Genomic DNA, 22,078 nt, shown 5'->3' with positions numbered 1-22,078 from the left:
CTGCGCCCCCTTACCGTCCGGGGTGCTCAACCAGGCGCAGGCGGCGGGGTGTTCGAGCGGGACACGGCAGAACACACCGGTCGTCAGCGACCGCGGGGCTTGCCGCGCTTGGTTCCCTTGGCGCCGCCGGAGGAGCCGCGAGGGTTCTTGCCGGTGTTTCCGGTCCTGCCGGTCGACTTCCCGGCGGCGGGCTTGCGGCGGGCGGGGGTTTCGGTGCGCTTCGCCTTCGTCTTCGGCTGAGGGGGCGTCGGGGTGCGGCCCCGCGTGCTGTTGACGGTGCGGCCGCGGACGATGCCGATGAAGTCCTCGACCAGTTCGGTGGTCGCGTCCTCGGGCCAGGAGAGGGCGACGTCCGACTGGGGGGCGTCGACGACGGTCCGGTAGGTGAGGTCCTTGCGGTGGTGCAGCCGGGCCAGGGACTGGGGGACGTAGAGGATGCCGATGCCGGACGCCACGTGTTCGACGGCGTCCTCGGTGGTCGCGGGACGCTCGAACGCGGGCTCCCCCGGCGGCTGTTCCCAGCCGAGGACGTCGTCGAGGGGGTGGAGGACCACCTCGTCGGCGAGTTCGTCGAGGGACACCTCTTCGGCCGCCGTCACGACATGGTCCTTCGGGGCCACGACCACGGTCGCCTCGGTGTAGAGGGGGATCGCGCTGAGGACCGTACGGTCGACCGGCAGCCGTACGAGTCCGGCGTCGGCCTCGCCGCGCCACAGCACATCGGACACCTCGGCGGCCGGGACCGGTACGAGGACGAGGGGGACGTCGGGCAGGCGCTCGTTCCAGATCCGCACCCACTTGGCGGGCGTCACCCCGGGGACGTACGCGAGCCGGAACGTGGGGGATGCTTCCGAGCCTGTCACCCCGCAAGGTTACCCGCCGTGGTCGGAGGTCTCGAACGCGGTCGATACTCTTGACGGTATGAAGTCGCACCAGACCACCCAGACCATGAAGCCCGCCACGGCGGCGAAGAAGCTGGGTGTGTACCTAGAGGCCACCCCCGCCGAGTTCCAGAAGGCCGAGATCTCCCGCGCCGAGCTGAACGAGCTGCAGGCCAATCCGCCCGAGTGGCTGCGCGAGCTGCGCGCCAACGGCCCGCACCCGCGTCCGGTGGTCGCGGCCAGGCTCGGCGTCTCCATCGCCGGTCTCGCCCGCGGCGGGGTCACCGAGCCCCTCACCACCGAGCAGATCGAGGCGCTGAAGACGGCCGGCCCCGAGTGGCTGGAGAAGGAGCGCGCCACCCAGGCCGAGGTCCGCAAGGAAGCCGAGCGGATCAAGAACAAGAAGAACGCCGAGAACGCGGACAACGACTGACGGCCTCGGTATCCAGGGAGACGCGCGCGGTGACGGACGGCCCGGCCGGTACGGGAAAACCCCCGGCGATGTACCGGAAGGTCGCGGCCGACCTCGGCCGTGAGATCGGCGAGGGCCGTTACGGCTCCGGCGGCCGGCTGCCCGCCGAGGGCGAACTCGCCGAACGGTACGGCGTCTCCCGGGGCACGGTCCGCCAGGCGATGGCCCTCCTGCGCACCGAGGGCCTGATCGCCTCCCGGCGCGGCACCCGCCGGGTCGTGATCGGCACGCCCCGCCCGCAGAGCTTCGGCGAACTCCTCAGCTTCACCCGCTGGGCCCGCTCGACCGGCGAGGAACCCGGCGGCCGGACCGTCACCGTGGAGACCCGCCCCGCCGACGCGACCGAGCGGGCCCAACTGCGCCTGCCCGCGGGGTCGGAGATCTACGAGGTACGGCGGCTGCGCACCCTCTCGGGACGCCCGGTGATGATCGAGCGGACCGTATACCCGTCCGCCGTGGGCGAGTTGATCGCCGAGCTGCCGCCCGACACTGTCTCGCACACCGTGGCCCTGGAGGAGTCGGGCGTGCTGATCGCGGACGCCCAGCACACCATCGACCTGTGCCGGGCCGACGAGGAGGACGCCCGGCTGCTCGGCTGCCGGCCCGGCGACCCGCTGTTGCGCGAACGCCGGTGCAGCACGGATCCGGCGGGCACGCCGGTCGAATGGTCCGAGGACCGCTATCTTCCGGAGACGGTGGCCTTCACCGTGCACAGCTCGGCCGCCGCCGGTTCGCTGGCCCGCCGCCCGGCCGACGACGCCTGAGCCAGTCCTTCTACCAGTCCCTGTTCAGCCCTTCCGCAGCAAGGCCATGAGCAGCGGGCGGAAGTGCGCGAAGTCCGGGGTCGGGGCCTCGGGGTCCTTGCCCTCGTCGTCCCAGCGGCGCACCGCGACCCCGTCGGCCGCGTAGGGATTCGCCTCGTACGCGGCGACCTCGGCCGGAGACATCGGACCACCCTGCACCTCCAGCGTGTACACCGACGCCTGGGAGAGCTGCCCGAAGTAGCCCGGCTCCACCGCGCACAGATACCGTTTGGCCGCCACGTGCAGCCGGATCGGCTCGGTGACCTCGGGGCCGAACCACTCGGCCAGCCGGTCCGCCCCGGTGTGGCTGTGCCGGTTGTCGGTGCCCTCCATCAACTCCTCACCGCCGACCGGCCCGTGGAAGTGCCCGAGGTCGTGCAGCAGCGCGGCGGCGACCAGTGCGCCGGGCGCACCCGCCTCCTCGGCACGCGCCGCCGCCTGGAGCATGTGCTGCGCCATCGTGACCTCCTCCCCCAGGTAGGCGCTCGCACCCTCGCCCGCGAAGAGTCCGGCCAGCTCGTCCACGAACTCCGCTGCGGCTACGGCCCGTTCGCGACGCAGTACGGCCAAGGTGCCGGCCAGTGCGTCGATGTCGGCGTAGGCGCCCTGGAGGTGACGGGCGCCGCTCTCCTCGAAGGCCGTCCGCGCGTGCAGCAGACGGACGTTGTCGAAGATCAGGCAGTCACCGGGCAACAGCCGGAATTCCAGCTGAAGTTCGGGGCGCAAGGTGATCTCGGCGAAGGCGCGATAGGCCCGGTAGAAGGCCTCCAGTTCGTCGGCGGGCAGCAACAGGGTGCCGATGGAACGGTTGTTGAAGCGCACCTCGCGGATCCGGCCGCGCCCGTCCACGTCGATCAACGGCCGGTCGGCGGCCAACACGGTCTGCGCATCACTGAATTGGAACGGCACCGGCGTGCGCGTCAGTACGGCGAACGCCTCCGGGTCCTCGGCCCGCAGCAGCGTGGCGGCCTTGAACCCGTCGACCAGTCCGGAGTCACCGCCGACCGCCGCGTTGGACAGGCAGTGCAGGAGTTGGAGGGTGGGCACCGGGTCGCGGTACGGGTTGTCGGTGTGCGGGGTGATCCGGGCGCCGGTGAAGGCGAGGTTGTTGGGGTCCGGTTCGACCCGTACGTCGAAGAGCCGCCCGTAGTTGGTCTCACGGACGTACCCGAAGGTCTCCGCGACCTCCAACACCTGCCCCTCGCGGCACGGCACATCACGCAGGAGGGTGAAGCCGAGCCCGAGAACCGACTCCAGCACCCGCGCCTTGCCCACCGGGTCGCCGAGGTATTCCGCCCAACTCGCCTCGGGGAGAAGGCTGTTCAGGTCGGCGGCGGCCCACAGGGTCTTGCCGTTCTCACCACGCCGGTCCCCGGAGCCGTGCCCGCCGTCGGGCCGGTTGGCGGTCAGCCACTGCGCGGAGTACGCGGACCGGTGCCCGTCGGGCGCCCAGTCGACCTCGACACCGTCGGCGGTCCGCCGTACGGCGCCCAACGCGAGGCCGGTGGGCAGCTCGGTGATCTGGAACAGCTTCTGCCCGTTGCGCGGGTCGCGGCACCGGGGGCAGGGGCAGTTGTCCCTCAGCCAGGTGAGCGGCAGGTCTTCTACGTACGGTGACATCCCCATCACTTTCCCTTAAAGTTGTATAGCCAACTTTTCCGACAGAGGGAACGTCTCAGCGCGGGATGAGCAACAAGTGACGCGCTGGCCACCTGTGCGTGAACGAGGCGGCGGCTACTCGGTCAGCGGGGCAGGCGCATGCCCGCGACGAAGACATCGACCAGGCGGAGCGCGTCGTAGCGCTCATCGCCCTCCGCGCCGACGCAGAGATTGCCGACGCCGCGCATGATCTCGTAGGCGGTCAGGTCGGACCGGACCTCGCCGGCGGCGGCCGCCGCGTCGAACAGCTCGGCACACACGGGCAGCAAGCGGTCCAGGAAGTAGCCGTGCAGCGCCTCGAAGCCGGCCGTGTCGGACCGCAGCACCGCGGCGAGTCCGTGCTTGGTGACCAGGAAGTCGACGAAGAGATTGATCCACTCCCGCAGTGCGGCGTACGGCGTGGCACTGCTCGCCAGCAGCGCGGGACCCGCTTCGGCGCAGGCCTCGACCTGGTGGCGGTAGACGGCGATGACGAGATCCGCGCGCGTCGGGAAGTGCCGGTAGATCGTGCCGAGTCCGACGCCGGCCTCGCGTGCGATGTCGCGCACGGGAGCGTCGACACCGGACGCGACGAAGACCTTGGCGGCGGCGTCGAGGAGGGTCTCCTTGTTACGCCGGGCGTCGGCCCGCTTGGACTGCCCGTCCGCCTTCGCGGGCCGGGTCGCGCGCCCCGCGTCCGCACCGTTCTCACTCACCGCGCAACTCCTCCACCCTCGCGACTTGCCAAACCGGAACCTTGTTCCGTATCGTTTCCGGAACAAGGTTCCGGTTGCCCATGATGCCAGAGCGGAGGCCGGACGACCAAGCCACGCCTGCCACCACGCGGTGCGGAAGAGCGGTGCAGGAGAACGGACACCACCATGCCCCACACACTCCGCCCCAGTTTCGGGATCATGACCGCCCCCATGCAGGTCGGCTACCACGACCTCCTCCGCGTCTGGCGCGAGGCGGACACCGTCCCGGAGATCGAGCACGCCTGGCTGTTCGACCACCTCATGCCGATCGGCGGCGACCCGGACGGCCCGGCCTTCGAGGGCTGGACGCTGCTCGCCGCGCTCGCCGCGCAGACCCGGCGACTGCGGCTCGGCGTGATGGTCACCAGCAACCGCATCCGACCTCCCGCGATACTGGCCAAGATCGCCACGACCGTCGACATCGTCTCCGGCGGACGGCTGGACTTCGGCATCGGTGTCGGCTCACGCCCCGACCATCCCCTGGCCAGGCGGGAGTACGAGGCGCACGGCCTCCCCTTCCACGACTCCGCGCACGCCGTGGCGAGCCTCGCCGAGGCCTGCACGGTGATCCGGCGGCTGTGGACCGAGGAGAAACCGTTCGGCTTCCATGGCACCCATCACCACCTCACCGGGGCGTTCGGCAGCCCCAAGCCCGTCCAGCGCCCCCACCCGCCGATCCTCATCGGCGGACGCGCTGCCGCGACACTGCGCGTGGTCGCCGAACACGCCGACCTGTGGAACATCCCCGGCGGAGACATCGAGGACGCCACCCACCGCAGCGCACTCCTCGACCGCTACTGCACCGAGATCGGCCGCGACCCCGCCGCGATCACCCGCTCCATCCACCTCTCCGTCTCCTACGACCGTCCCGAGGCCACCCGCGCCGCGATCAGCGAGGCGCTCGAAGCGGGCTTCCACCACATCGTGCTCGGACTGCCCGCTCCCTACCCCGCCGGAACAGCACGTTGGGTCGCCGACGAGTTGGTCAGGAAGTCGACCTGAGCGCCCTGTCAGCCTCAGTCGTGCGGGAACGAGTGGTGTTCATGCGCGACCAGCCACCGGCCCCGCTCCTTGCGCAGCCCGAAGGTGAGCCGTAGGCGCAGGGCGGGGAATTCGGCGAACTCCTCGGGGGTGCCGCACCGGAGCAGGGCGTGGGCGTACGCGACGTCCGTGCCGGCGGTGATGTCGAGGGAGTCGATGTCGAAGCAGGCGCCCTGGGCCTGCCACTCGAAGAACGGCGGCCAGGTGGCGCGGTAGGCGGCGAGGCCGTGGATGCCGGCGTGGGGCGGCGGGACGTCGTACATGACGAGGTCCTCGGCGTGGTCCGCCATGACCCGGTCGAGGTCGCCGCGGTGGACGGCCTCGGCCCAGCCGGTGATGAGGGCGCGGATCTGTGTCGCGTCGTCGGTCATGGACGGCTCCTGTTCCTGTCCCCCACTCCATGGTCTCTCTGCTCGGTCGACTCCCCGATCTTCCGCACATCATCGCCCCGGCCGGGCAACCGAGACGGATGGCACACTCTCCGTGTGCCGCTGACTTTCGACGACCTCCTCACCCGTGCCACCGCCCTCGCCGCCCCCGGCCGACGGGCCGTCCTCGGTATCACCGGCAGCCCCGGCGCGGGCAAGACGACCCTCGCCGAGCACCTGGTGCGGACGCTGAACGGGAACAGCGCGGAACCGTGGGTCGCGCACGTCCCCATGGACGGCTTCCACCTCGCCGACGTCGAACTGGACCGACTCGGCCGCCGCGCCCGCAAGGGCGCGCCCGACACCTTCGACGCGGCCGGTTACGCGGCGCTGCTACGGCGGTTGCGCGAGGAGACCGACGAGGTGGTGTACGCGCCGGGTTTCGAGCGGGTGCTGGAGCAGCCGATCGCCGGAGCGATCCCGGTGCTGCCCACCGCCCGGCTGGTGGTGACGGAGGGCAACTACCTTCTGCTGAAGGCGGGTTCATGGGCGCGGGTACGGCCGTGCCTGGACGAGGTGTGGTTCTGCGAGGTCGACGAGGACGAGCGCGTCCGCCGACTCGTCGCCCGGCACGAGGAGTTCGGCAAGGACCACGAGACCGCGGTGGCCTGGGTGTCGGGCACCGACCAGCGCAACGCCGACCTGGTGGCGACGACGCGGGACCGGGCGGACCTGGTCGTACCGGTCGGCGCACTGCCCGCGCCGGAGCGGAACTCGGCGGCGCGGGCAGGCGGCTGAGAAGGCTCAGGCCCGCAGGCTGAGCTCCGGCTCGGCGTCGGCATCGCCCGCCGGGTCACCGATCACCGCGGTGAAGGCCTCTGTGCGCACAGTCAGGCCCTCCTCGCCGGTCTCGAAGGCGGGCGAGAACTCCGCTGCTCCGGGTCCGTACCGTACGGCGAACACGTGCAGGTTCTCCGGGGCGCCCGGTGCCGGGTCGGCCTCCAGTGCCGTGGAGCCGACCAGGTGGCGCCAGCCTTCATCGGGGTTGCCGTAGCCGCGCGGGTCGGCGGCGAGGGCGAACGCGGCCTGTTCCTGGGTGAGTTCGGAGCGGGCGTCGAAGTGGTCGGCGCCCTGGCCGGTCGGGTGGGTGAGGCGCAGGGCGCCCGCGGAGGTGACGTCACTCTCCGCCGTCCTGCGCACCCGGTCGCCGTCGTCCGCCGCGTAGGGCAGCCCGGCGAGCAGGTACGGGGCTCCGTCGAGGCGTTCGAGGGCCACCGTCGTCCAGAGACGCGTGCCGTCCGTGACGTACAGGGACTGGATGTGCCGCAGGATGTGGTCGCGGCCGACGACCGGCTTCGTGACCAACTTGGCTGTGAGTCCGTCCACTTGGAGATCCCGGACCCGTACCTCGCCCATCGGGCGGCACAGCAGGAAGCCGTCGACGACCGGGCCGAAGCCGTGCTGCCGGTTCACGGCGGCGGGCAGGTAGTAGGTGCCGTCCGCCTCGACGAGTGAGGGGGTCATCTTGCTGTCGAAGGCCACCGAGACGGTTCCCGCCCGGAGTTGATGCCGGGCTGCCGTCGTCGACGGGGTGCGGTGCCAGCGCGTGGTGTCCTGGATCTGCCAGACCAGCATCCACGCGAAGTGCCCGTCCACTCCCCCGTCCGGCTTGACCGCGTGCCGGCCCCAGCGGCTGTCGCCCCGGTAGCGGCCGATGTCCGAGCCGATACGGCTGCCGAAGTAGCGCAGGCCGAGGACCGATTCGAAGCCGGAGTGCTGTTCGCTGTAGCGCGGGCCGCCGTTGTCGAAGCCGCCGCTGGTGAGGCGGGCGTCGATGTAGCGGGCCAGCGCCTCCCCGTCCTCGGCGAAGACGTCCTCGCCGCTGACGATGTGGGCCTGCGCGAGGAACGACAGGGAGATCGGGCCGTAGTTGTTGTCGTACGCGCCGCCGTGCTCGGGCGGGAGGAGGGCGCCGCGGTCGCTCACTCGGTGGGCGCGGATCTCGTCGCCGTACACACGGAGTGCGCGGGTGCGGACCAACTCCCCGTCTCCCGGCGGGAGATGGCGAGCCAGCATCAGGCCGCCGACGACGCACCCGATGGCCTGGTTGCCGGCCTCCTGCGGGTTGAAGAAGGTCGCCTCGGTGAGCCAGCGCCAGTAGCCGTGCGCCAACTCGACCAGGGCGGTGCGCTGTTCGTCGTCGACGAGGCCGTCCGTCGCGTCGAGGATGTTGACCGCCTGGAGCAGTGCCCACGCCGTGCTCGGCCAGTCGCCGATGGGGTGCGCGCCCGCTTCCAGGACGTAACGGGCGTACGGGAGGCCGGAGTTGCGTACCCGAAGGTTCGGGTAGCCGGGGTTGTCGTCCGTGTAGACGCGCTCCCGGAGGTGGAACGCCAAGCTGCGCCGTACCGCCTCCGGCAGTCGCGGGTCCTTGCCGCGCTGCCATGCGAAGGCCAGCAGGGACGTCATCCCGAGCGAGGTGTCCCCGATGTCGTCGTGGCAGTCGGGGTGTTCGAGGTTGCCCTCCGGCGTGATACGCCGCAGGGCCTGCTCGACGACGTCGGCGAGGACAGCGTCGTAGGCCTCCGGGGTGTCGGGGAGGTCGTGCAACGGGCCGCGCTGGTGAGGGAGTTGCATCGCGGTGGATCAGCCCTTCATGCCTGAGGTGGCCATGGCGTGGGTCATCGGGGTCAGAGGGCAGGTGCGGGGCGGCCGGCGCGCAGTGCGACGCACAGTGTCTGGGGGCCGATTCCACCGAGGTAGACGCGGTTCCCGGTCGTCGCGTCGGTGCCGCCGACCACGGTGTGGTCCTGCCCCGGGTCGTACCGTAGTACGTCGCTCCGGTCCGGTCCGGCGAGGGGTTCGCCTGCCTCGACGGTGGCCTCGACCCGGATCTCGTCGTCGCCCACGCGGTAGGTCATCGGGCCGGTCGTGAGGCACCAGCGTCCGTCGTCGAGCGGTTCGGCGCCCTCGGTGACGCCCCCGGGCCGGAAGGTCAGTTCGAGGGCCCAGGGCACCGATGGGCCGCTGATGTCGATCCGCAGGTCGGCCCCGTCCTCCCGCAGGTCGACCTCGACCCGGGTCGTGTGGGAGACCTCGTCCTGAGGGCGGTCGGGGAAGGACATCGCCGCGGAGAAGCGACCCTCGTCCACCAGGCGGTAGGCGCCGTCGTCACGCCTCCCGTCCTTCGGGAGCGGCTGGTAGTAGGCGGTCGTGAGGGTTTGGGTGAGCCGGTACCGGTTGTCGGCGAGCCGTTCCATGTCGGCGGCACGGAACGGGCCCAGGTCGAAGAACACCCGCGAGAGGCGGACCGCGTCGAGGACGGCGGCACCGGCGAACAGGCGCAGGAAGGTGGGGTTGCAGGCGAGGCCCGAGCGGATGCGCCGGTGCTCGGGCACGTCGGAGCCGCCGTACACCACGGTGTGCGCGGTGGCCGAGACGTGTGCGGCGAGGCGCGCGGTGGCGAGGTACCGGTCGCGCGGGAGCTTCTCCGCGTCCGGGGCCGGCAGGGCGCGGCACAGATCCGGGGTGAGGAGGGTCTGGGCGAGCAGGTCGGAGTCGTCGATGCCGTCGGCGGCCGCCAGGCGGGCCGCGCGGGCGAAGTCGCCCCGGCCGGTGCGGATCGCGAGCAGCCGGTAGTGCGGCAGGTAGGGCCACAGCGCGAACGAAAGCTTCTGGTCCTGGCGGCGCGAGTGGACGGTCTCCACCGTGCCGTCCGGCCTGATCAGGTCCAGGGTCGCGGCGAGGTTGCGTTCGACGGTGTCCAGCAGGTCGGTACGCCCGAGCACCTCGGCCAGCAACAGCAGCGACGGGTTGGTCACGATGGACGCGTAGACGGCACTGCGTTCCGAGTACAGGCCCTCCGTGTCGATGTCGACGCCTTCGGCGAGCCACTCCTCGACGCGGTCGAGCAGCCGGTCGTCGGGGAACGACCGGTGCAGCCGGGCGAGCGCCGCGCTCAGCTCCCAGCGGTGGTTGGGGGTGTGCACGCCACCGGTCAGGAGACTGGCGGTGGCGGCGCCGGCGATCTCGGCGAGCACGGCCGCCACCTCGCCCAGTTCCGGTCCCGCGTCGGCGGCGAGGACGTACGCGTCGCACACGTCGTTGACGGTGAACGCGGAGTCCGGCGGTGACTGGACGTTGTCTCCGCCCGCGAAGAGACCGGAGGGCGTCTGCACGGCCCGCAGGGCGCGGAGGTGGGTCATCGCGGCGGCGACCGTCTGTCCGCTGCCGTGCAGTGCCGAGTCCGGGGAACGGTAGGCCGCGATCAGGGTCTTCACCCGGCGCGCCAGACCACGGTGCGGTACACCGGCGGGTTCCTTGTCGGGGCCGGCCGCCAGCGGGACGGCCGACCGGTCGGCGGCGCGGGCAGCCGCGCGGACGAACTCGTGGTCGAGCGGGGTGCGCAAGGTCAGTCCTTCAGTCCGGCGTTGATGTCGGCACTCATGACGTACCGCTGGAACACCAGGAAGATGATGATCAGCGGGATCATGGAGATGACCGAACCGCCGAGTAGCACCGACCAGTTGATGTTCTGCGCGCCGACGAGGCTCTGGATGCCGATCTGCACGGTGAACTTGTTGGGGTCGTTCAGCATCAGCAGCGGCCAGATGTAGTCGTTCCACCGCCACTGGAAGGACAGGATGGCGAGGGTCAGCATGATGGGCCGGGAGATCGGCACCATGATCCGCAGGAAGATCGACAGTTCACGGGCGCCGTCGATGCGCGCGGCCTCGACGAGTTCGTCGGGGACCGTCAGGAAGAACTGGCGGAACATGAAGCATCCGGTCGCGGTGAGCACGGCCGGGAGGATGATGCCGGCGAACGAGTTGTAGAGGCCGAGGTCACGGACCACCAGGAACTCGGGGGCGAGCATGACCTCGGACGGCAGCATCGTGGTGGCCAGGATGCAGAGGAAGAAGAACTTCAGCCACCTGTTGTCGTACTTGGCCAGCGCGTACCCGGTGCAGCAGCTGACCCCCACCGTGAGGATCGTCGTGATCACGCACACGAGGGCCGTGTTGATGAAGTACTGGGAGAAGTTGGCGCTCTCCCACGCCGCCTTGTAGCCCGACACGGTGGGGTTGTGCGGAAGCACCGTCAGCGGGAGGGAGAACAGGTCTCCCGCCGGCTTGAAGGAGCTGAGGACGAACCACGCGACCGGCAGCCCGTAGAGGGCCGCCAGGATCCACAGCAGTGTCGTCGCGGGTACCGCGCTCCGAAGCCCGCCGTCGCGCCCGTTGCGTCGCCGCCTCTTGGAAAGGGGCCGGACGGAATCGGCGGCGGCCGGACGCGTCGTGTCTGTGGTTGTCATCGGTTCTCCACCCGCCGGTTGACGATCAGCTGGATGATCGCGACGGCCATCAGGATGAGCATGAGCACGAAGGACGCGGCGCTCGCGTAGCCGATCTGGCCCCGGTTGAAGCCGGTCTCGTAGATGTACTGGACGAGCAGGTTGTTCGACGTCCCGGGTCCGCCGTTGTTGAGGGAGACGAACAGCGGATATTCCTTCATCGCGTTGATCGTGTTGAGCAGGATCACGATGAACGAGGTGGGCGCGATGCTCGGCAGTGTGATGCTCATGAACTGGCGCCAGGGGCCGGCACCGTCGAGCGAGGCCGCCTCGTAGTACGACACCGGCACGTTCTTGATCGCCGCGATGAACAGCAGCATCGAGAAGGCCGTTCCCCACCAGGCACCCGCCATCACCACGACGCCCAGCGACAGGTCCGCGTTCGACTGCCACGCGATCGCGTGCCCGCCGAACTTCTCGATGACGTAGTTGATCAGTCCGAAGTTCTCGCCGAACAGCCACCGCCACAGGACACCCACGACGATGGGCGAGATGAGCCACGGGATGAAGAAGACGACACGGGCCACCGACGCGCCCTTGGCCTGCTTGCTCACCACCAGGTTGGCGATGAACAGCGAGAGCACGAAGTTCAGCGGGACGACGAGCACGGCGTACAGCAGCGTCCGGAACAGCGCGTCGTAGAAGGTGGAGTCCCCGAACAGGTTCTGGTAGTTGTCCAGTCCGATGAACTGGAACGCCCCCACACCTGTGTAGTTCGTGAACGAGTAGACGAGCCCGATCACCGCCGGCCACACGAAGAACAACGCGAAGAGCACGACGTTGGCCGCGATGAGGACGAGCGGCGCGAGGGTGTAGGTGCTACGTCGTTTCCTGGGCGGCCTCACGGACACGTCCGCGGCGCTTTTTGTCATCTTCCTGACTTCCGTGCTGGTGGGTTGGATCACTGTGGGCCCACGCCGTGAGCCCGGCATCACGGGGGCGACCAGGGCGGGCGGCGGTGTCTGTCCCCCGCCGCCCGGCCCTGTGGCCCACGATCAGCCGCCGACCGCCTGGTTGTAGCCGTCCACGATGTTCTGCAGGGCCTTGTCGGCCGACTGCTGGCCGTTGATCGCCTTGCCGAGCTCCGTCTTGGTCGGGTCGGTGGTGAGGCTCTTGCCCTTCAGCACCCAGTTCGTCTGCGCGCTGTTGAAGTAACCCGAGATTGGGGCGTAGAGCGGGATCTCCTCGTTGTAGAGCTTGAACGCCGCCTGCGCCGCCGCGGACTTGAAGGGGTACTTCGGGCTCAGACCGCTCTCGACGGGGAGGAACCCGGAGGTCTCGACCAGCTCGGTGTAGTTCTTCGGCTCGTACACCCAGGACATGAACTTCGTCGCGGCGGTGGCCGCGGCGCCGTTGTTGTTGAAGCCCACCATCATGCCGCCGCTGTTGACGTCGCTGGCCTGCACCGGCTGCGCCGGGGTCGGGACGCTCGCCCAGTCGAACTTCTTGATGCTGTCCGCGAAGGCGGGCACCTGCCACACGCCGGACCAGTAGGCGACCACGTCACCGCTCTGGAACATCGCCGACGGGTCGGCGCCGCTGGTCCACACCGACTTCGGCATGACCTTGTCGTCGTTCAGTCCGACGAAGTACTCCACGGCCTTCTTGGTCGCGGCGTCCGCCGAGAACTTGCCGGAGGAGTCCGCGTGGACGTACTTCCCGCCCATCTCGTACACCATGGCGCGGAGCCGGGACGGCGACTGGTCGAACGTCAGGGAGTACTTGGCGCCGGTCTTCTCGCGCACCTTGTTCGCGGCCGCGATGAACTCGGTCCAGGTCCAGGTCTTCGACGGCGAGGACGGGACGGCGACGCCGGCCTTCTCGAACAGCGACTTGTTGATGAACAGGCCGGACGCGGTGACGTCCGAGGGGATGGCCAGCACCTTCCCGGACGAGTCCTTCGCGAGGAAGTTCGAGTTGATGTTGTAGCTCTTGTTGTTCGCGATGGACTTGAGGTCGACCAGCTTGCTCGACCAGATCGGGTCCAGCGCGGGCACGTCCGCCACGTCGGGCAGCGAGTTCGCCTGCGCGGCGTTGTGCAGCTTCGTCGGGTACCCGTCGTAGGGGATGTTGACGAGCTTGACGCTGACGCCGGTTTCCTTCTTGTACTGCGCGACCAGCTTCTTCCAGCCCGCGTCCTGCCCCGGAACCGTGGAGATCCAGAACGTCAGTGACTTCGCGTTACCGCCCGAGCCGGACCCCGACCCGCAGGCGGAGAGCAGCAGGGCACCGGACACAGCGACGGCAGCGAGGGGAACCAGGCGGCGCATGCCGCCGCGGCCGAGTCGGCTGGAGCGCCGCACACCCACAGTGGTCATCTTCGATCCCTTTTTCGTCGTAGGGGACGGAGCACGGCGCCGACCGATGCGGCACGGGTGCATTTTGCAGGAAGGTCTGCTTTCCGGGGGCGCGGCCTCGCCCGGCCGCGTCGTCCACGCGGAGTGAGATCCCCGGCCGTCCTGGCCGTCACCGCACAAGCACACCCTCGTGCGGTTGCCGTACTTCGCGTACGGGCTGGGAAGCCTCACCCCAAGTCGGTGTCCCGACCGACTTAGAAAGCGCTTGTCCGGACATTGGCAGACCAAGTCGGAGGCCGTCAATCCTTCGCCCCCGCACCATCGGTCACGGTTTGGACTCCTCTGGCGACCGCGAGCCGGGCCGCGCCCACCACGGTGCCGAGATCACCGACCGTGCTGCTGACCACCTCGGTGGGCCAGCTCAGCCGCCCCAGCTCGGCCCGCACACCGGGCAGGAGCTGCGGGTCCGTGCCCGTGCTGCCCCCGAGGACGATCAGTCCCGGGTCCAGTACGGCGGCCACGGCGGCGGCCAGCCGGCCCACGTCGGCGGCGTGCCGGCCGACCAGTGCGCTCGCCGTGTCGTGTCCCTGCCGGGCGAGGGCGAAGAGCCGCTCCGCGCTGCCGGGGCACGGTTCGCCGGTGTCCGGCCAGGCGGCCGCCGCCCGGCGCAGCAGCGAGCGGGCGCCCACGTACTCCTCCAGGGCCTCACGGCGCGGCTCCACGGCGTCGTCCCAGGGGTAGGGCAGCCGGGCGAGCTCACCGGCCGCGCCGTTCGCGCCGCGCAGCACCTGGCCGCCGACGACGATGCCGAGGCCGATACCGACGCCGATCCGCAGATAGCCGAAGGTCGTGCGGCCCCGGGCGGCGCCCTCGTGCAGTTCGGCGAGGGCGGCGCAGTTGACGTTGTTCTCCAGGTGGACCGGCACACCCGGCGGCAGGGCGACCGTCATGGCGTCGAACACCGGGCCCGCCTTGGCGGTCGCGGGGCGCATCCCGGCGCCCGCCCGGTCCCGCGCGGCGACGTCACCGACGGCGACGACGACGGTGCGCAGCGGGGTGCCGTCGGGCAGCTCGCCGAGGGCCTCGCGCACGGCGTCGGCGGCGTCCTCCCGGGAGCCGGTCGCCTCGGCCAGCAGGGTGCCGTCGAGGGCGCAGCCGCGCACCCGGGTGAGGGCGGGGCCGAGATCGACGGCGAGTACGGCGCCCGCGGCCGGGCCCAGACGGTAGACGGCGGCGTTGCGGCCCGTGCCGCCGGAAGCGGTGCCGGAGTGGGCGGCGAGCCCGACGTTCTCCAGTTCTACGACGGCGGAGGACACCGTCGGCTTGGACAGGCCCGCGAGGGTCGCGAGCTGCGGCCGAGTCGCGCTGCCGGCTCTCGCCAGCACCGCGAACACCGCACTCGCGCTCTCGGTCAGCCGAGCCGCCCGCGCCACGACGTGTTCCACACTTCCCCCAGTTCACAGGCCGCGTTCCCGGTGGGTGTCCGTGGGATGCGGCGACGGGATGTCCTGATGTCACGCGGGCCCGGGCAGCGGTCCCTGTGACCGAGTTCGCGATGACTCTTGACGCACTGTACTTCGTTAGTTAACTTCCTAACGAACGTCACGGTACTCGCCTGCCGTGGTCCGTCAGAAGCCCGTCCCGGGGCTTCCCTAGTGCTTGAACTGCCGTTCCCCCGGACACGGTTCGCCCAACCGTCGCAGCACTGCGCAACGACGAAAGAGGTTCCGTGCAGGACTTCACGCCCCTCGTGGTCGGCATCGACGTGGGTGGCACCAAGACACATCTGCGCGCCTGCGCGGGCGCGGATGTCGTCGCCGACCACATCCGTGCGAGCAGCGGCTGGCGGCCGCACGACCCCGCGACCGCCGCCGACTGGCTGACCGCGCTGGTCCAGGACGCCCTGCCCGCCGACGCGCGCCCGGCCGCGGTCGCCGTGGGCGGGCACGCCTGTGAGACACCCCGCCAGTGCGCCGGGATCCGTGCCGCGCTGGAGGAACGTCTCAAGGTGCCCGTACTGGTCGTGGGAGACGCCGAACTGCTCGTCCCCGCCGCCGGGTTGGACAAGGGGGTCGGCCTGGTCGCCGGCACCGGTTCCGTCGCGGTGGGTCTGCTCGCCGACGGCGGCCGGCTCCAAGTGGGCGGCTGGGGCGCCGTATTGGGTGACGAGGGCGGCGCCGCCGGTCTCGTCCGCGAGGCGGCCCGCGCCGCCTGGGCCGCGCACGACCGCGGCGAGGCCCCGGACGAACTCGCCCTGGGACTCGTCGAGGCGTTCGGTGTGGCCGAAGTACCCGAGCTCGGCGCCGCGTTGGAAAGCGCTTCCGACGTCTCCGCCGACTGGGGCCGCCACGCCCGTGTCGTCTTCACCGCGGCCGACGCTGGCTCGCTCCTCGCGCGCGAGGTGATAGCCGAGGCCGGCCACTCCCTCGCCGCGCTCGTCGTACGGCTCGCCGAACGCGGCGTCCCCGTCGACGACGTGGTGGTCTCGGGCGGCACCGTCCTCGCCCAGCCCCGCCTGTACGACGCCCTCACCGCCGCGCTCGCCGAGCGGGTGCCAGGGGCGCGGCCGTGGCCCATCCAGGTGCCGCCCGTCGAGGGCGCGGTGGCGCTGGCCCGATCGATCCTGTGAACCGCACGGCCCCCGTTCACCCGGGGGTCATGTCGTGGACGCCGAACACCCTCCGACGGGACATGGCTCGCCGCAAATCTTCGCACGTACGCACCAGTTGACGTATGCGCTTTCTCGCGTCGTACGGTGCACCCCGAACCACAGCCGATCACACGACCCTCCCTGGTCGCACGACCTCGCCGGCCTCAGCGGCCGTAGAACTCAAGAGAGGCACACCCATGCCGTCACCCGCCGGGCAGCGCACGAACGCCGTTCGACCCGCCGTGAACAGACGTGGTTTCCTCAAGACCTCGCTCGGCGCCTCGGCCGGTGTGGTCGCCGCGCCCACCCTGGTCAGCTGGCTGGCCACCGCGGACGCCAAGGCCGCCACGGCTCCGCTCGCGTTCGTCGACGACTACAAGACGAACGTCATCGCGAACCTGACGCCCGAGACCAACGCCGTGGTCCGGATCCTCGGCGGCATGGCCCAGATATGGAAGACCGGCGCCGCCTGGAACACCGGCACGCCGCTGCGCCCCGAGATTCTGCGCGCCAACATGCGGTACTGCGTCGACCTCACCGCCCGCCGCACCCAGGCCCAGGCGAAGGAGGCGTTCCTCTACGACCGCCAGCACCAGAGCTACGCGATGATCGCGGGCCTGGGTCCGCTGGCCGACCTGTACAAGTCCGGTGCCCTGGCGGTCACTTCGATCACCAGCGCTCCTGACGGCACACCCGCCACCACGATCAGCGACGCCGTCCCCGCCGACGCGCCCGCCGGTTCCGCGCTCGGCGCGGGCTCGCACGACTCCGCGCTCGGCAAGGTGGCCGAACTGGTCGACACGCTGCGCGGGAACTACGCGTCGGGCAACCCGGGCAAGTACGCATACCAGTACCCGCGTCCGTGGCGCATGAACGAGAAGAGCGAGGTCGTCGACACCGGCAAGGTCGACGCGCTCGGTTTCCCGGTCTACGACTCGAAAGTCGTCGTCGCGCCCCAACTCCTGCGCCAGCGCAGCACGTCACCGGTCGACGACGGCGGCTTCCCCAGCGGCCACACCAACGCCTTCCACCTGGCGGGCCTCGCCTACGCGTACGCCGTACCGGAGCGCTTCCAGGAACTGGTCACCCGCACCCTGGAGTTGAGCCACACCCGGATCATGGCCGGCATGCACTCCCCCGTCGACGTCATGGGCGGCCGCATCATGGCCACCGCGCTGGCCGCCGCCACGCTCGCCGACCCGGCCAACGCGGCACTCAAGGCGGCGGCGCGCGCCCAGGCCCTCGCCTACTTCGAGGCGAAGACCGGCACGACGGCGGACACCCTGTACGCGTACGCCCACTCGGCGACCACCGCGACCGACCCGTACGCGGACCGGACCGCCAACGCCCGTGTCGTGGAGCCCAAGTTCACCTACGTGCTGACCCGCAGCGGCCGTGACAAGGCGCTGACCGTGCCCAAGGGCGCGGAGGTCCTGCTGGAGACCCGGCTGCCGTACCTCGACGCGGCCCAGCGGCGCGAGGTGCTGCGCACCACCGCCCTGCCGTCCGGGTACATCCTGCTCGACGGTCTTGAGCAGTGGGGCCGCCTCAACCTCTTCGCGGCGGCGGACGGTTACGGCTCCTTCGAGTCCGACGTCGTCGTCGCCCTCGACGCGGAGGCCGGCGGCTTCGGCGCGGCCGACGCCTGGCGCAACGACATCGACGGCTGCGGCGGCCTGACCAAACAGGGCACCGGCACGCTCACGCTGACCGGGCACAACGCGTACACCGGCGGGACCGTGCTCACGTCCGGTGCGCTGGTGGCCGGTTCGGCGCACGCGCTGGGCCACGGTGACGTGAGCGTGCTCGGCGGTGCGCTGCGGGTCTCGGAGTCCGTGCAGATCCACGGCGCCTACACCCAGCAGTCCGCCACCCTGGAGGTCACGCTCCGCTCGGGCCACCAGCCCGCCGTCGACGTCACCCGGCGCGCGACGCTCGGCAGGGGCAGCACGCTGTCGCTGCAGTTCGACGCCGAGCACCCGCCGGTCGCGGGCTCCACGGTGCGGGTCCTGGGCGCGTCCTCGCTGCGCGGCCAGTTCGACACCATCAAGGTGAACTCGGACAAGCTGCGGGCCGTACCCGTGTATACGGCGGAAGGTCTGTCGGTACGACTCCTGAAGCGGTGACGCCCCTGGTGGCGGGAGCGATGCGACAGTAGGGCCATGACCCGGCCCCGGCTCGCTCCCGCCACCGCACGGCCGGCCTCACCGCAGGGCGGATGATGGCGCGCGAACAGCACTCGGTCCTCGACCCCGGCACGCTCGACGACGGCGGTGGCGGGGACTCCCCGCCGCGCGCCGAGGGCTCGCGGTCGGCACGTCTCTACGCCGGGCTGCGGCGCCGCAGGCGGTGGCTGTTGCCCCTCCTCGCGGTGGTGCTCCTCGCGCAGATGGCCGCCGTGATGGTCACGACCGCCGTCCAGCAGACACCGACCATCGACGAACCGGTGTACGTGGCGACGGCCACCGTCTATCTGCGCGAGCACAGCCTCGACTACAACCCCGAGCACCCGCCCCTCGGGAAGCTGGTGATCGCCGCCGGAATCGCGATCGCCGACCCGCACTTCGACGTCAACTACCAAGGCAATCAAGGGGCGTTGGGCCGCCACCTGCTGTACGAGTCGGGCAACGACCCCTGGCGGCTGATGTTCTGGGCCCGGTTGCCGGTGATCGTGCTGACCCTGCTGTTCGGGCTGGTCGTGTTCGCGTTCGCCCGTGAACTCGTGGGACCGGCACGGGGGTTGGTGGCCCTCGCGCTGTACGCCTTCTCGCCGGATGTCATCGCGCACGGCTCGCTGGCCACGCTCGACGTGCCGGAGGCCGGCTTTCTGCTGACGTCGGTGTGGCTGCTGTGGCGGGCCAGGCGACGTCCGAAGCTGTATCTGCCGCTCGCGGGGGCGGCGCTCGGGGCCGCCGTGGCGACGAAGATGAGCGCCCTGCCCGCCGTCCCCGTCCTCATGCTCCTCGCCGTCGCCTCGGTGTGGTCCGCCCGCCGCCCGTCCGACCGCGACGCCCGGCTGCGGACGCTGGCGCTCGGGGCCGCGGGCGCGGCCGTGGTGGCGGTGGTGACGGTCGCCGTCGTCTGGGCGTCGTATCTCGTCGTCGATCCGCAGCTGCGGTTCACGTCCACGGAACCGGTGCCCGTCATCGACGGGCTGCGCGGGCAGTTGGTCCCTCTGATGCCGTTCCCGCGCGCGTTCCGGGACGGGATGCTCATCCAGTTCGGCATGGAGGACTACCCGTGGCAGGGCTTCCTGTTCGGGCATCTCTACACCGGTTCGCACTGGTACTACCTGCCGGTGGCGCTGCTGGTGAAGACCCCGCTCGGCATGATCGTGCTGTGGGCGGCGGGTGCCGTCGCGGTCGTGGCGGTACGGCGGCTGCGGCCGGCGGCGCCGTATCTCCTCGTGCCCACGGCCGTGTTGCTGGCCACGGCGATGGACGGCTCGCGGGACTTCGGCACCCGGTACGCGATCTTCGTGCCGATGTTCCTGGCGGTCACGGCGGCCTGTGTGCCGGCGCTGCGGTCGTGGTGGCGGTGGGCTCCGCTGTCGACGGGGCTGCTGGTGGCGTTCGTCGCGGTCAGTTCGCTGCGGACGTTCCCCTACTATCTGCCGTACTCCAACGAGGCGTTCGGCGGTCCGTCGAAGACCTATCTGCGGCTGCACGACTCCAACGTGGACTGGGGCCAGGACCTCGGCCGCCTCGCCGACCGGCTCCACGAGCGGTACGCGGGCGAGCGGATCTGGCTCGTCTACAAGGGCAGCGGTGTGCCGTCGTACTACGGCATCGAGTCGTCCGATCCGCGCAAGGTAGGGGTGCGCGATGTGCACGGGCTGTTGGTCGTCTCGGACACCGCGATCGACAAGGCACAAGGGAAACTGGCCGAGTTGATCGACAGCAGTCACCCGATCGATCAAGTCGGTCATTCGATCACGATCTACCGGCGCTGATCACTCTCTGGTCACAACGCTCTGTGAGCTATGTTGAGTGGCTGTGGGAGACAAAGGAGGCGCACCGGTGCCATCGCCGCAGCAGGCACGCGCCCAGGCATCCGTGATCACCTCGGGAAAAACCGACCCGGAAGTCGGCGCGGCACCGACGTCCCAACTCAGGGAACTCTTCGACGGGCCACGGCTGTCACCGGGCCAACGGCGCATCGCCCAGTACCTGATCGAGCACATCACCGAGGCGGCGTTCCTCTCCATCACCGATCTCGCGGAGCGCGTCGGCGTCAGCCAGCCCTCGGTGACCCGGTTCGCGGCGGCGGTCGGCTTCAGCGGTTACCCGGCGCTACGGGAGCGGCTGCAGGCGATCGCCCTGCGGACCCTCGCGGGCGGCCCGGCGGCCGAGGAGAACCGGAGCAACGAACTGCAGGCCGCGGTCGACGCCGAGATCGCGAACCTGGAGAACCTGCGCCGGGACTTCGCCGACCCCGACCGGCTGATCGAGGTCGGCCGCGAACTGTCGGCGTCCACCCCGCTCACCGTCCTCGGCCTGCGCATCTCCGTCTCGCTCGCCGAGTACTTCGCGTACGCGGCGCGCCGCATCCACCCCGATGTGCGGCTGGTGACCCGCGGCGGCAGCGTCGCCTACGACGCGATCCTGCAGTCCCGCGAGGCGGGCGGCACCTGGCTGCTCGCGTTCGACATGCCCCGGCACGCGCACGAGACGCTGACCACGCTCCGGGTGGCGCGCAGCGCCGGGCTCAAGGTGGCCCTGGTGACCGATCTGGCGCTCGGCGCGCTGGCCGACGAGGCCGACGTCACCTTCGCCACCGGCACCGGCTCCCGCCTGGTCTTCGATTCGTACGCGGCCCCCGGGGTGATGGCCTCCGCCCTGCTCCAGGCCATGACGGACGCCGATCCCGAGCGGACCCAGGCCCGCCTGGAGGACTACGAGCAGATCGCCGAGCAGCACCAGTTCTTCATGCGGGACTGACCCGCCACTCCCCCCTCATAGGCATCCAAACCGGGGCGATTACGCCCATGTCGCGCATGAATGTTTTCATACGTCTTGCAAAGCGGACGGCATATATAAATACTGCTCACGGATCGCACCCGCCCCGAGAAAGCCCGGCCCGCCCATGCGCACCTCCGCTCGACCCGCCGCGCCGGCGACATCCGCTTCCCGGGGCCCTCTCACGAGCACGCCCAGCCGCCGTCTCCTACCCGCGTCGGCGCCGGACGTGTTCGGTCGGGCATCGCCTCCGCGAGCGCCCAAGGCGGCCTCGGTCAATCCCCTGGGCCGGGGCCGCCTCACACCGTCGACCCACCCCCGCGACGCCGCACACCGGGAAGCGATGACATGCAACTGACCACCACGCGCATCAGCCAGGACTGGCCCTGTCAGGTCAAGACGCCCGGCAGCTACGACTGGGAGCGCTCGGCGGCCAAGTGGCTGCGCGAGCTGGTGCCGGCCCGCTACGCCAGCTACCCCGCGTTCATCCGCCACCCCGTGCTGCTCGCCCGCCATGCGCAGATCCAGGTCCAGCACGAGATCCGGGTGGCCCGGACCGCCCTTCAGACCGCGCGCGCCGACCTGCCCGGGATCGGCCTGCCCGAGTCGGTCATCGAGCACACCATCAAGCTGTACGCCGCCGAGGTCCTCCAGCTCCAGCACATCGCGCGCAGCGTCCGCGCGGTGACCGAGGCGCTGGTCGGGCACAGCACGGGACGCTGACCCCACCGCCGGCCGGGGTCAGTCGTCGTCGCGGTGCCGCCAGTACCAGAACACGCCCACGACGAGGGCCAGCAGCAGGACTCCGGGCAGGATCAGACCAGGAACGCGGGAGCCGCTCATCGGCGTGGCCTTCGGTTCG

General features: G+C 70.7%; 19 protein-coding genes. 9 read left to right on the top strand and 10 right to left on the bottom strand.

All coding sequences use genetic code 11. The features are described 5' to 3' along the window. Window positions 1–83: 83 nt before the first annotated feature. Window positions 84–863 carry a LysR family transcriptional regulator substrate-binding protein gene (locus ACGFY9_RS22445; protein WP_393756612.1) on the bottom strand — a complete coding sequence of 260 codons (780 nt, stop codon included), beginning with the start codon at window positions 861–863 and terminating at the stop codon, window positions 84–86. A gap of 58 nt (window positions 864–921) precedes the next feature. Between ACGFY9_RS22445 and ACGFY9_RS22440 the strand changes: the two genes are divergently transcribed. Together ACGFY9_RS22440 and ACGFY9_RS22435 are read left to right on the top strand one after the other, a co-directional pair. Then, window positions 922–1,314, top strand: coding sequence for a DUF5997 family protein (locus ACGFY9_RS22440; RefSeq protein WP_393756610.1), 393 nt, complete (start codon window positions 922–924; stop codon window positions 1,312–1,314). Between the two features lie 29 nt (window positions 1,315–1,343). Then, complete coding sequence (locus ACGFY9_RS22435) at window positions 1,344–2,117, top strand: GntR family transcriptional regulator (RefSeq protein WP_393756608.1); 774 nt, start codon at window positions 1,344–1,346, stop codon at window positions 2,115–2,117. A gap of 24 nt (window positions 2,118–2,141) precedes the next feature. On the opposite strand, the gene ACGFY9_RS22430 is transcribed toward ACGFY9_RS22435, so the two are convergent. Next, the gene (locus tag ACGFY9_RS22430) at window positions 2,142–3,776 is read right to left on the bottom strand and encodes a TauD/TfdA family dioxygenase (protein WP_393756606.1); all 1,635 of its coding nucleotides are present in this window, start codon (window positions 3,774–3,776) and stop codon (window positions 2,142–2,144) included. A gap of 122 nt (window positions 3,777–3,898) precedes the next feature. Then, the gene (locus ACGFY9_RS22425; RefSeq protein WP_393756604.1) at window positions 3,899–4,510 is read right to left on the bottom strand and encodes a TetR/AcrR family transcriptional regulator; all 612 of its coding nucleotides are present in this window, start codon (window positions 4,508–4,510) and stop codon (window positions 3,899–3,901) included. A 165-nt stretch (window positions 4,511–4,675) separates the two neighbouring features. Between ACGFY9_RS22425 and ACGFY9_RS22420 the strand changes: the two genes are divergently transcribed. Beyond that, window positions 4,676–5,551: an LLM class flavin-dependent oxidoreductase gene (locus ACGFY9_RS22420; protein ID WP_393756602.1), complete on the top strand. Its 876-nt coding sequence runs from the start codon at window positions 4,676–4,678 to the stop codon at window positions 5,549–5,551. A gap of 14 nt (window positions 5,552–5,565) precedes the next feature. Here ACGFY9_RS22420 and ACGFY9_RS22415 read toward each other — a convergent pair whose 3' ends face one another. Then, a complete protein-coding gene (locus tag ACGFY9_RS22415) occupies window positions 5,566–5,961 on the bottom strand; it encodes a YybH family protein (protein ID WP_393756600.1) in 396 nt (131 codons plus the stop codon). A gap of 114 nt (window positions 5,962–6,075) precedes the next feature. On the opposite strand from ACGFY9_RS22415, the gene ACGFY9_RS22410 reads away from it, so the two are divergent. Further along, a complete protein-coding gene (locus tag ACGFY9_RS22410; protein ID WP_393756598.1) occupies window positions 6,076–6,756 on the top strand; it encodes a nucleoside/nucleotide kinase family protein in 681 nt (226 codons plus the stop codon). A gap of 6 nt (window positions 6,757–6,762) precedes the next feature. Here ACGFY9_RS22410 and ACGFY9_RS22405 read toward each other — a convergent pair whose 3' ends face one another. The 6 genes from ACGFY9_RS22405 to ACGFY9_RS22380 form a co-directional block, all read right to left on the bottom strand. Then, window positions 6,763–8,595 (bottom strand): hypothetical protein, encoded by a 1,833-nt coding sequence (locus ACGFY9_RS22405; RefSeq protein WP_393756596.1) that lies wholly within the window; start codon window positions 8,593–8,595, stop codon window positions 6,763–6,765. 53 nt (window positions 8,596–8,648) lie between these two features. Beyond that, on the bottom strand, window positions 8,649–10,367 hold the full coding sequence (locus ACGFY9_RS22400; protein WP_393756594.1) for a hypothetical protein: 1,719 nt from the start codon (window positions 10,365–10,367) through the stop codon (window positions 8,649–8,651). Window positions 10,368–10,369: 2 nt separating this feature from the next. Then, window positions 10,370–11,272 (bottom strand): carbohydrate ABC transporter permease, encoded by a 903-nt coding sequence (locus ACGFY9_RS22395; protein WP_393756592.1) that lies wholly within the window; start codon window positions 11,270–11,272, stop codon window positions 10,370–10,372. Beyond that, complete coding sequence (locus tag ACGFY9_RS22390; protein WP_393756590.1) at window positions 11,269–12,183, bottom strand: carbohydrate ABC transporter permease; 915 nt, start codon at window positions 12,181–12,183, stop codon at window positions 11,269–11,271. The genes ACGFY9_RS22395 and ACGFY9_RS22390 overlap by 4 nt, the downstream gene beginning before the upstream one ends. A 123-nt stretch (window positions 12,184–12,306) precedes the next feature. Next, complete coding sequence (locus ACGFY9_RS22385) at window positions 12,307–13,629, bottom strand: ABC transporter substrate-binding protein (RefSeq protein WP_393756588.1); 1,323 nt, start codon at window positions 13,627–13,629, stop codon at window positions 12,307–12,309. Between the two features lie 278 nt (window positions 13,630–13,907). Further along, complete coding sequence (locus tag ACGFY9_RS22380; protein WP_393756586.1) at window positions 13,908–15,053, bottom strand: ROK family transcriptional regulator; 1,146 nt, start codon at window positions 15,051–15,053, stop codon at window positions 13,908–13,910. Between the two features lie 284 nt (window positions 15,054–15,337). Here ACGFY9_RS22380 and ACGFY9_RS22375 point away from each other — a divergent pair, with 284 nt between their 5' ends. The 5 genes from ACGFY9_RS22375 to ACGFY9_RS22355 all read left to right on the top strand — a co-directional run bounded on the left by ACGFY9_RS22375 (window position 15,338) and on the right by ACGFY9_RS22355 (window position 21,939). Beyond that, window positions 15,338–16,237 carry an N-acetylglucosamine kinase gene (locus ACGFY9_RS22375; RefSeq protein WP_393756584.1) on the top strand — a complete coding sequence of 300 codons (900 nt, stop codon included), beginning with the start codon at window positions 15,338–15,340 and terminating at the stop codon, window positions 16,235–16,237. Between the two features lie 218 nt (window positions 16,238–16,455). After that, the gene (locus tag ACGFY9_RS22370; protein WP_393756582.1) at window positions 16,456–18,384 is read left to right on the top strand and encodes a phosphatase PAP2 family protein; all 1,929 of its coding nucleotides are present in this window, start codon (window positions 16,456–16,458) and stop codon (window positions 18,382–18,384) included. Window positions 18,385–18,476: 92 nt separating this feature from the next. Then, window positions 18,477–20,210 (top strand): ArnT family glycosyltransferase, encoded by a 1,734-nt coding sequence (locus ACGFY9_RS22365; protein ID WP_393756580.1) that lies wholly within the window; start codon window positions 18,477–18,479, stop codon window positions 20,208–20,210. Window positions 20,211–20,277: 67 nt separating this feature from the next. Then, window positions 20,278–21,198 (top strand): MurR/RpiR family transcriptional regulator, encoded by a 921-nt coding sequence (locus ACGFY9_RS22360; RefSeq protein ID WP_019064418.1) that lies wholly within the window; start codon window positions 20,278–20,280, stop codon window positions 21,196–21,198. Between the two features lie 366 nt (window positions 21,199–21,564). Then, window positions 21,565–21,939, top strand: a complete 375-nt coding sequence (locus ACGFY9_RS22355) for a hypothetical protein (RefSeq protein WP_019064417.1) — start codon at window positions 21,565–21,567, stop codon at window positions 21,937–21,939. Window positions 21,940–22,078: the final 139 nt, after the last annotated feature.

Origin of the sequence: Streptomyces sp. NPDC048504, from assembly GCF_043200035.1 — a bacterium.
Classification (GTDB): domain Bacteria; phylum Actinomycetota; class Actinomycetes; order Streptomycetales; family Streptomycetaceae; genus Streptomyces.
Note: the sequence above shows the minus strand (reverse complement) of the source record. Positions and strands in the feature narration are given on the sequence as shown.